Below are 10066 nucleotides of genomic sequence, written 5' to 3' on the forward strand. Positions count from 1 at the left end.
GCTGCACCTGGACGTCTTGTCGCTGGATCGGTGAGACCTCTCATCGAGCGTGTCGAAGACCGTGCAGTCGTAATTTTCGAAGTCGCCGAAAGACGTGATCGCGCGCTTCGGCTTACCGAGGACATTTCAGGGGCCATGCCCCCTTATGGCACATGCGCCTTCGGGGGTCGCTGAGGGATTGCCCCTCGGCCGGGATATGATGCCCGCTTTTCACCCCGAACCAAAGTCGTTATGAGGCCCACGAACGGCTGCTTACGGCAGGCGCCGACAACGACGCGAACGACCAGGTCGGGTCGCAGTCCAAAGTTCGGCTTAAACGACCCGCTACCGCCCCCCGGCGCCCTCCGCGAACTCCCAGGCCGGCACGACCCACACCTGCCCGATCATGTTTCGGTAGCCTGAGGTCCGCGTGGCGCTATCGCTCGTCGGCGAGTGGAGCGCGAATTAGATGCCCCGCTGATACGGGCGAGCCTCGATGTTGAGGCCGCCCGGCGGTGGCGCGGATGTCTGGGGTGGGTGGCTTCCTGCCTGTCCGATTTTGAGCGGAGCAGGCATTTAAGCGGACATCGCTATTCTGGCCACTCTCGGTCCTTTGCAGGGGCTGGTAAGTCCCTTTAGTCGCATTCAATCTGCGGCCGGGGTGGGTGGACAGCCGACCTAGTTGGCAACTGTGGATGAGCCCGCGTCGTAGCGCGCCTGTGCGGCCAACACGTCCTCAATGTGGCTCTCCGCCCATACGCGCAGAGCATCAACAGTTGCAGATAGCGTCTGCCCAAGCGGCGTGATGCTGTACTCGACCGTCACCGGCACGGTCGGGATGGCCTTGCGGTGGACCAACCCATCTCGCTCCAGGTTCTTCAAGGTCTGCGAGAGCATCTTTTGCGACAAGCCCTCGATCGTGCGCCGCAGCTGATTAAACCGGACGGGGCCTTCGCCCAGCAAGCCGAGCACCAGCACCGCCCATTTGTCGGCAACGCGATCCAGCACCAGCCGGGTTGGACAAGTGGAGGCATAGGGGTTCGCGGTAGGCATAGTGGTTTCCTCCAGGTGACCAAGTGAGTTGTAGGTGCCTTCTTTACACCTGTATAATTCTTATTCACCTGGTACCTATCAGAAACCTATCAGACAGACTACTATGAACGTTGCTCTCATCGGCGCCACCGGCAACGCAGGCGCTCGCATCCTCAGCGAACTGTCCCAGCGTGGGCACAGCGTCACTGCTATCGTCCGCAACCCTGCAAAAGTCCCGTCCCTGCCGCGGGTCAGCGCCAAGGCCGGCAATGTGTACGATCAGGACGGTCTAGCCGCCCTGATCAAGGGCCATGACGTGGTCATCAGTTCGGTGCACTTTACGGCCAGCGACCCGCACAAGCTGCTCGCAGCGGTCAAGGCCTCGGGGGTCGCGCGCTACCTTGTCGTTGGTGGTGCAGGAAGTCTGGAGGTCGCGCCGGGCGTCAAGGTCATCGACACCCCCGACTTCCCTCCTCAGTACAAGGCCGAAGCGGCGGCCGGCGGCGTGTACCTCGACATCCTGCGGGGCGAGCGGGAGCTGGACTGGACGTTCCTGTCGCCGTCCGCGCTTTTCATCCCGGGCGAGCGTACCGGCACGTTCCGCCTCGGCAAGGATGAGCTGCTCGCCAACGACCAAGGCAGCAGCATCTCGTTCGAGGACTATGCCATCGCTCTAGTGGACGAGCTGGAGCGACCCGCCCACTCCCGCGAACGGTTCACCGTTGGCTACTGATCCGCCCCCCGTCCCGGGGAGGTAGATGCGAGGAGGGGCCAGCAGGCCCCTTTTTCGTGTCCGCTGAGGGGCGTGGCCAGAACGTCCGCTTTAGGAAGCAGGATCAGGGTCCGCTCCCCACCCCAAGCCGAAATTGCCGGGCGGCCGACGAGTGTCCGCTTCCGGGAAGCGCCTACGGTGGTCCGGACGACCAACATGGGTCGCCAGCGGGATGGCCGCTCCGGGTGGTTTTCTGCCCGTCCGATTTTAGACAGCGGATGGCGCTAAGCGGACACAGCCGGCGATATGCGCCAACCTCCCCAAGAAGCGCGGAAATGTTGAAGAGGGTCACAAATAGTGAATTCGTGATCGGAACGGTTCTCATTGCGACGTTTTGTCAGTCATGGACCATTCGCCGCCCTTCTCGGCCGCGTCTTATGACCGGCTACGCGACATCGCTGACGCGTTAGGCGTCCCGATTTCTGCGTTTTTTGAAATGTCGCCGAACGAAATAGCCGACGCTGCGGCCCTGATGCGACTATGGATGGCGATTACCGATGCTCAGGGCCGGCGCCGTGTGCTCAATCTAATCCGTGTAGAGGCCGCCCGTTGCGGCTATGGAGAAGCTGATTAAGGGTATCCGGAATGCGGTTTTGCCTCGGCGCTTCCTGACGGCTGATAAGTGCCGATTCAATCGTCGCGGTTTATACGACGGCCTCATCCAAAAACGTTGAGGCGGGAGGGGGCAATGCTGCAAAATAGCCGCAATTATCCGGCGCCATTTCATCCATCATCAGTCAAAGATCCCACAGGTTGACCGCCCATAATAGCCGCCAAGCGGTACATTATACTGTGACTATAATAGCAGATGGCGCCGATACGCTAATTAATATTGAGGATTATTGAACGCTTGTCACCGAGTCGCGTCCCTCTGCACGACGTTCATGACTCTCTGACGGCCCCGAGCATCTATTATCGCATCATACAAGCAAAAGACGCCAAACGCGTCACTTGCAAACGGTCGCGCTCTACCTTCGTATAATCAGTTGACAGGAATGCCGAGAGCTTCGGCTACTCTTTGAAGGCGTAGGATTTTCCTGCCACCTCGGCATTTTTACACGGCCACGATCCAAAGTAGGACCAGCGGAGATTCGCTCCTGCATCGAGGCCTCAGAGCTTCGCCATTTCCAGACGAACATTCAATTTCCTTCTAAAGCCTCTTATACAATGTTATAATGTATCATTAAATAGTCAGTTGTACCGCTAAAATAATCATATTATAATGATTGGCTGTAGGAGAAATGTAAAAAATTTACATTCTAACTATTCCGCATGCAGGATACAATAATCATGGATCACGCCCCCGATCTGGATGAAATCGTCGACGCAGTTTTAGCTGCCCATGCCCTTATCGAGAAGAGCGGTACGGGAATGATGATCAAATTGAGTCGAATTCTTCTACTTTGCATAGGAAGAGAGATCGCGTGCCGAAGTTCAAACCACCATTGTAAAGAAAAATGTGAAAATAGTTCGTGGATGTCTTAAAAGGATTGCTGAAAAACAAGGTAAAGTTGCCCACGACACAAGTCCGTGACAGCTAAAGGCCAAAAGTCCAAGTACCTCCCCAAACCGAACTTGCCGGACGCCCGACGAGTGGCGGTTTTGGATGCGAACCGAGGGCTCTCGGGACGTTTAGTATGGGTCGGACGCGGATTGGCTGCTTGGGGTACAGGCCGTGTTAAAAACGCGGGTCCACGCCGAAACTGCGGAACAGTCTCCTACTCTGCTGCCATTTGAGTATCCTGGATGCCGTCAGGATGCCTGCGCCAGCCCCGGCCCAGGGTGCACGAGAGGAATTTTTCTACAGCCTCTGAGTTTTCACACAGCCTCGGTGAATTTCGGTCGGTATAACTTGGTGCGACGGAGGCGCAAAAGCAGCCAGTACTCTAATACCTACTCACAACCCATTGTAAACAGGCGGTAAGTGCGGTCGGTCTACATCATCATTTTGGCTTTATGATCGTAGTCATGATAAGTAAAACAGTCATGACCATGATTCCATCTTCATTAACAGCAAAGGCGCTGAAATTATTACAATCTTCTTCGCCATCGTAGGATGCGATACGAGCAATCGCACGTCTTAGCGTCCTCTCCAAAGCGGCTTCGTCGGCTACCTCAATGCCTTCGTCGTCAACCGACACCATACGCCCTGAGACAGTTGTTATATAAAATTTTGGCATAATTTACACATAGATCAATAAGGGCCGTCCATGTGCTTTTGCTAATGCGCAATACGCTCGAGCCCTGATTCATATTTATTTTCATATCTCCGGGGCAGATGCACCTAAGTACGTTGGAATTTGTGCGTGGGCTTACGCTTCATGCGAGCACCGCTTGAAGGCAACTCATACGCTCTCCCCTCCAAGCAGAATTTGCCAGATGGTAGACCAATGGCTGCTTACGGGGATCGCGCATGGCGATCCGGGCGGCCGGGTTGGGTCGGAAGCTGCGATGTTCCAGCACAACCGTTCCAATCAGGAGTCTCTATCGGAACGAGCTAGCGTCACAGCATCGACCGATTGATTTGAGGTGCTCCACTAATTCAGAATCAAAGATTCAGAATTAGATGCATGACGCGGTCAGGGTTTTGAACACCATAAAGCCGTCACTCATGCTGGTTCTCCCGTTCCGATGTGCGACGTAAGAGGTCCGGGCGGGTCAGGACCTGGAACCAGTTCCCTTCGAAGCCTTATATTCGTCGATGGCAGTCCGGCAGCCGGGCGAGAGCTTGCCCATGTTCCTACGGAAGCACGCCACCACCTCCGACCCCTTCGGGTCCATGCCGTTGCAAAGACTGAGATAGTCCCCGGAGCAGAACGTCCGAAGATGTCCCGTGGCGGCATCGTCGCCCTGGGCAGCGGCGGAGCCGGCCGCCATGACGATAGTGAGGCCGAGGAAGCAGGTGGTGCGGATCATGGGGCGACCGTCGTGCTCGATGCTTGCCTGAGTGTCCATGCGTTGGACGGGAGGGGGCCGCGGGCCCCCTCCCGACAAGGCAGTTAGACCGGCTTGCGGGGAACACTCCCGGCGGTCGTGCCGGTACGCTCGACGTTGCCGCGCTCGTCAATGACCTCGACCTCGGTGTGACGCACCTTGTCGGTCACGGTCTCGACGCGCTCGGCTGCCTCCTTGCGGATGCCGACCTCGCCGACGACGCGGGCTTCCTTCGAGACCACTGCCTGCTCGCGCATCTCGGTCGCCTCAATGACCTTGTCCTCGAACAAAGCCATGTCTCCCGGGGTGACCGCTCGGTCGACGACGCGCCGATCCACGTGAATGGTCTCGTCCCGCAGGGCGACGTTCTCGCTCACGGCTTTCTCGGCCGCGTAGGACCGCACACGGACGCGGCCACTGTCGACCATGCGCTTGCCGACGTTGAGGCGCTCCTCGACGACCGGGATGTATTCGGTGCCTTGGGCCGTACCGTGCGCTGCGGCGGACTCGGCACCGCCCGCCGCGTGGAGGCCAGTGTTGCTCGTTCCGCCCTTCGAGGCGGTGACCATGGCCGGCGCGCCGGTCGCCTGACCGTTCCACCCCTCCTTGCGCCAGGAAGCCTCACGCTCGTCCATGTCGATCGAGCCGTGCTCCTCTAGGATGTCGTATGTTCGCTCGGCGTATCCGTCCTCGACGGTCGCCGTCAGCATTGTGCCGCCCCGGTGCAGGCCCTCGGCGTGGAGGTGGCGATCCTCTTCCGGCATGAAGAACTCCTTCAACGAGCCCCACATGCCTTCTCCGTGGGTCGTGACGGAGGCGGTGCCGGCCTCGCTGCCGGACAAGATCCGGACGCCAACCTCGGGGATGCCGAGGGCAATGAGCTTCGCCTTAGCGGCGGTCGCCTCAGCATAGGTGTCGTACATGGCGGTGATGGTCTGGGTCATAGCTCGTTCTCCGTCAGAGGCGCGGGGGGCAGGGCCGTAACGTGCCCCTCGGGGGACACGCGTTCGATAACGGCGTGCTGCTTGCGCAGCGTCACCGGCATCTCGACGTCCTCGCCCGCCGTGGTCTGGCGGACATGCACCTCCTCCCGCAGGACGAGGCGCTTCTCGACGACGAGAATCTCTTCCAAGACCGGGATAATGGTCACCCCGTTCTCCTCGCGGACCACCGGGGGCGTCTCGCCCTCGGCCAAGGTCCGGTTGATTGGCACCCGGGTGACCCCGACCCGGTCGCTGCGCAGGGTTTCACGCAGGACCTGGTCGGCCGTTTCGGTACGGGTCGAGACCCGCACCCGGCCGGTCTCGACCACCCGCTTGTCGATGCGGGCGGTCTCGGCGATCAGCGGAAGCGTCACGCTCTCGCCGAGGGCGACCTCCGCCGCCGGCTTGTCCTGCATCCCGAGCGGACGCGGCTTGGTGGCGGCAGGGTCGCTCACCGTCAGACCCGACGCTGGGGCGTGACGGCGACGGCGGTGCGGGTGAGCACCGGGTCGACTGCGGCGCCACGCCCGGCGAAGAAGGCCGACAGAGCACCGAGGATCAACGCCAGGGCACCGTAGAGCGCCCCCTGGGAGCCAGCACGAGCGGCGGCATCGGCCGCCTGCTTGGCCTGCTCCTTGGTCTTGGCAACCGTGTCGTTGAACTGCTGCACGTACTGGGCGACCTGGGTCCGGGCCTGATCGACCGGAATTCCCTGCGCCTTGGCGAGGGCCTGGGCAGCCTTCTCCTGGGCATCCTTTTGCTGGGCGGCGTCACCCGTCACCGCGGCGCGCATCGCGCTGACGGCAGCGTTCTTCAGGGCTTCCGGGTCGCTGCCGGTGCCGCTGCGGACTTGGCTCTCGATGTTTGAAAATGGGTTGTCCATGCCCGGTAGCGACGGGGCCGCAGCCTGTGCGGCGGTCTTCACCGAGCCGCCGACAAGATTGCCGGCTCCGCCGAGCGTGCTCGACACCGCGCTCGTCGCGCCGCTGACCAGGCCGCCGACCGCCGAGGATAGCAAATATACGACGACCAGCGTCGAGACTGCCCATGCGATCAGACCATGGTAGGCCGTGGTGGTCCGGGCCGGCTTCCCCGAGAGGCGCCCGGCAAGCCAGCCGCCGGCGGTCGATGCCAGGATACCGGAGATCACGAACCAGATGCCGACACCAGACGAAAGCGACCCGGCGGTGGGCGTACCGTTGCCGGCCGGATCAATCGTCGAGAGGCCGATGCCGAGCCCGACCATGTTGAGGATGACCTGGGCGACCAGCGCGATCACGGCGCCGGCGAACACGGCGCCCCACGAGACCGAGTGCAGCGCCATCGTGCGCATGTCCTCGGCCGGGGTGGCCATGCTGGTGGTCGGAAGGTCGCGGTCGTAGGCCGGACGGGTGGTATCTGGAGCTAACGCCATCGTGGAAACTTTCTCGTCTTCGGGGGTCGGGTCGGTCTTCGGCCAGTTTCGCCGAAAGCGGGTTCGCCGGGGTCAGAGTACCCGGCGGCGACCTGCCAGCGCGTGGTAGAGCCACAGCACCACCACGGCGCCGACTACGGCGACGAGCAGGCTGTAGAGGTTGAGACCCGAGACGCCGGGCTGGCCGAACTGGTTGAACAGGAAACCGCCGACGACGGCGCCGACGATGCCGAGCAGGATGTCGACGACGAGCCCCTGGCCGGTATTGTTAACGACCTTGCTACCGATGAAGCCGGCGATCAGGCCGAGGACGATCCAGGCTAGGAGTGACATGATGCGGCTCCACTTCTTGTCGTGTGGTTTGGGGCCCGTCCGTCTCCGGACGACCTAGAGGCATGCGGGAGCCGCGGTTGCGGCACGCGTGGTCGCTCGCTGCCCCGCATCACCTGCGGGTCGAGCGCTTGGGTTTGGGTTCGGGGGTCGACGATGCGTATGCGGCTTCGATGGCGGCGATCTCGGCGGCGGCTTCCGCCCGGATCGCGTCGTCGCCCTCGATGATGCCGATGGATTCCTTGATCAGCGCCCGGACGTGATCGGGCGACAGCATCTTCCGACGCCCCACCACGCGGATCTCCTCGCATCAACCCAAGGGATGATCTTCCGAGATGCCCGCGAAAGCAGAGCTACTACTGCGTAATCAGATGATGCAGTGGAAGTTCCGCCGATTTACATAAAGTACACTTACACCAATTCGACTTGGTAGTTCTGTCACGGTTTCGTCTGGTTTCGGCGTGGGGGCCGCGTGATGGCGCCGATTCCCCGCTCCTGGGCCCAGACCACTACGGCGCTGCGCCGGTTGACCCCGAGCTTGCGGTAGAGCCCGGAGACGTGGTTGCGCACCGTGTTCGGCGACAGTTTCAGCTCGGCCCCAATCTCCTGGTCGGTGGCGCCCTGACAGATCCGGGTGAGCATGTCCTGCTCGCGGATCGTCAGGTTCTCGATCGCTGCCGATGGCCGGCCGGGGCGTGCTGGGTTGCGAAGGGCCGCAAGCTTGTCGATCACCCCGTGGCTGAACCACGACGCATCCGCCATCACCGCCTCAATGGCTGAGATCAGTTCGCGTTCTGACCGCTTGCGACTGGTGATGTCCTGCAGGACGCAAAGCACACAGGCCTCACCGTTAATGCTCACCCGCTCGGCCGAGACGAGGCAGTCGATCTCGGTGCCAGCTGCATCCTGCAGCGCGGCCTCAAAGCCGCGAACGCTGCCGAGTCTCCTGAGGTCGCGAGAAAATTTACGCTGCTCGGCCCGGTCGATCCAGAGCGCCGGGTCGGCGAGCGACTGGCCACCTACCGTCTCGGGAATGTGCCCGAACGACGTCAAGAAGGCTTGGTTGACGCTGGTGATCTCCAACCCATCCGCGTCCATCAACGCGCTTGCCACCGGCGAGAGGTCGAACGCCTTGGCGAAGCGCTCCTCACTGTGGCGCAGCGCCATCTCGGCCTTCCGACGATCCTCCAGGTCGGCGAAGGTGAACAGCATGCACGGTTCGATGCCGCCCGAGCCCGGCATCTCGATGGCGTGCCCGGCCACGATCACGTAGCGGCCCTTTCCACATGGCGTAGCGAGTTGAGCCTCCATCTGCGGGATGGTGCGGCCCTCGTGCAATCGGTGGATCGCCATCTCGCGCCGCTCGGCCTCGCGCAGCAGGTCGATCTCGCAGAACGATCGGCCGAGCACATCGTCGCGATGGTAACCGGTCAGGTCGAGAAAGCCGTGATTGACCCGCACGAAGCGCAGATCTGCAATCCGGCAGATGATCGCCGGCGCTGGGTTAGCGTTGAACATGCGCTCGAACCGGGCCTCGGCTTGATAGCGCTCGCTCACGTCCTGCATCACCAGGGCGAGGCCGTTCAGTGTGCCATCCGCATCAGTGGTTACTAAGCTCCGGATGCGATGCATCCACCTGTGTGATGGATCTCGTTTGGGGACTAACTCGACGACGATGTCGCGGAATACCTCGCCCGAGAGCACTCGGTCGAGGGGATGCTGTAGCGGGCCTATCTCGCGATGATTGCGGTAGTGTAGCGTGAAGTTCGCGCGGTACTCTGACACGGTGGCACCAAGATCGCTGGCATCCGCAACCCCATGCATGGCAATGGCAGCATCGTTCGCATAGGCGATGGTCTGATCCGGCTCGATGAGGATCACACCCTCAGACAGGCCAGCCACGATCTGCCGCATCTGCATGTGACGCACCGCATCGGTCATCGGCATATCTCCTTGCGGAACGCCAACGTTCGAATGCGAGAAAAAGCTCAGACTGCCGCTGTTGGGCGTTCCTAATCGAGCTGATCGCCCCGGCTGAACGAGTAGACTAGATCTTAGTCCGAGGAACTAAAATCATGATCGGGCGAGAAGTTTATTACATACGAGTTCCAGTTTGGGTCGGCGGCTTCCGGTGAGAAATATAATTTCGACCGCGCCTTCATTCATCGTCGTTACATGGAGGCGGTAACCCATATTCGTCGCCAGCACACGTGCCTGGTCTGTCGTACTAGCGGCCAAGGTCATGGTAAACTCAGCTATACCTGATGCAAGTTGAGCTGCGAGAAGACCAATTTCTACCCCCTCATTGAAGGTTTCGTCACGGCCAGCGAACCGCAAGCGTAGACCGGGCATGACATGGATGTGGCGCATAGCTAGTCCCCCCACACCTCCCAGTGCACGCCGCTGCGGTTAACAGCGCGTTAGCGGCGGCATGCGCTCAAGAGATCGAAAACTCGGCCCGACATATTCGAAGTCGGCTGCAGCCTCTTAGAGTCTCTAACAAAACCGGGTTTGGCGCGTTGGGTGGAGATGGCGAGACCGCTCCTTCCCGATGGCCTGTGGGCCGAGATCGCACCGCTGCTGCCGCCTGAACGGGCCAAGCCGAAGGGCGGTCGGCCTCGA

10 protein-coding genes and 1 pseudogene are annotated in these 10066 nt (G+C 61.1%); 2 read left to right on the forward strand and 9 right to left on the reverse strand.

Features of this window, described 5'->3' with window-relative positions; translation table 11 throughout:
* Positions 1-657: 657 nt before the first annotated feature.
* The gene (locus MKK53_RS03160) at positions 658-1032 is read right to left on the reverse strand and encodes a winged helix-turn-helix transcriptional regulator (RefSeq protein ID WP_243926837.1); all 375 of its coding nucleotides are present in this window, start codon (positions 1030-1032) and stop codon (positions 658-660) included.
* A gap of 103 nt (positions 1033-1135) precedes the next feature.
* Between MKK53_RS03160 and MKK53_RS03165 the strand changes: the two genes are divergently transcribed.
* A complete protein-coding gene (locus MKK53_RS03165; protein WP_243926839.1) occupies positions 1136-1744 on the forward strand; it encodes an NAD(P)-dependent oxidoreductase in 609 nt (202 codons plus the stop codon).
* A gap of 1982 nt (positions 1745-3726) precedes the next feature.
* Here MKK53_RS03165 and MKK53_RS03170 read toward each other — a convergent pair.
* From MKK53_RS03170 to MKK53_RS03205, 8 genes are all read right to left on the reverse strand, one after another.
* A complete protein-coding gene (locus tag MKK53_RS03170) occupies positions 3727-3963 on the reverse strand; it encodes a DUF6894 family protein (RefSeq protein WP_243926841.1) in 237 nt (78 codons plus the stop codon).
* 478 nt (positions 3964-4441) lie between these two features.
* On the reverse strand, positions 4442-4699 hold the full coding sequence (locus MKK53_RS03175) for a 3',5'-cyclic-nucleotide phosphodiesterase (RefSeq protein ID WP_243926843.1): 258 nt from the start codon (positions 4697-4699) through the stop codon (positions 4442-4444).
* An 83-nt stretch (positions 4700-4782) separates the two neighbouring features.
* Positions 4783-5661 carry a YsnF/AvaK domain-containing protein gene (locus MKK53_RS03180; protein ID WP_243926845.1) on the reverse strand — a complete coding sequence of 293 codons (879 nt, stop codon included), beginning with the start codon at positions 5659-5661 and terminating at the stop codon, positions 4783-4785.
* The gene (locus tag MKK53_RS03185) at positions 5658-6116 is read right to left on the reverse strand and encodes a YsnF/AvaK domain-containing protein (RefSeq protein WP_279598790.1); all 459 of its coding nucleotides are present in this window, start codon (positions 6114-6116) and stop codon (positions 5658-5660) included. Before MKK53_RS03185 ends, MKK53_RS03180 begins: the two co-directional genes overlap by 4 nt.
* Before the next feature lie 41 nt (positions 6117-6157).
* Positions 6158-7054: a PhnA-like protein gene (locus MKK53_RS03190; RefSeq protein WP_409564261.1), complete on the reverse strand. Its 897-nt coding sequence runs from the start codon at positions 7052-7054 to the stop codon at positions 6158-6160.
* A gap of 132 nt (positions 7055-7186) precedes the next feature.
* Entirely contained in the window at positions 7187-7447 is a 261-nt protein-coding gene (locus MKK53_RS03195) for a GlsB/YeaQ/YmgE family stress response membrane protein (protein ID WP_243926853.1), read from the reverse strand.
* A gap of 109 nt (positions 7448-7556) precedes the next feature.
* Positions 7557-7721 (reverse strand): hypothetical protein, encoded by a 165-nt coding sequence (locus tag MKK53_RS03200; RefSeq protein WP_243926856.1) that lies wholly within the window; start codon positions 7719-7721, stop codon positions 7557-7559.
* A gap of 161 nt (positions 7722-7882) precedes the next feature.
* The gene (locus tag MKK53_RS03205) at positions 7883-9385 is read right to left on the reverse strand and encodes a PAS domain S-box protein (protein WP_243926858.1); all 1503 of its coding nucleotides are present in this window, start codon (positions 9383-9385) and stop codon (positions 7883-7885) included.
* Between the two features lie 588 nt (positions 9386-9973).
* Here MKK53_RS03205 and MKK53_RS03210 point away from each other — a divergent pair.
* Positions 9974-10066, forward strand: a pseudogene (locus MKK53_RS03210) (IS5/IS1182 family transposase); the annotation flags it as partial.

The organism is Methylobacterium sp. J-076, assembly GCF_022829405.1.
Taxonomy (GTDB): Bacteria; Pseudomonadota; Alphaproteobacteria; order Rhizobiales; family Beijerinckiaceae; genus Methylobacterium.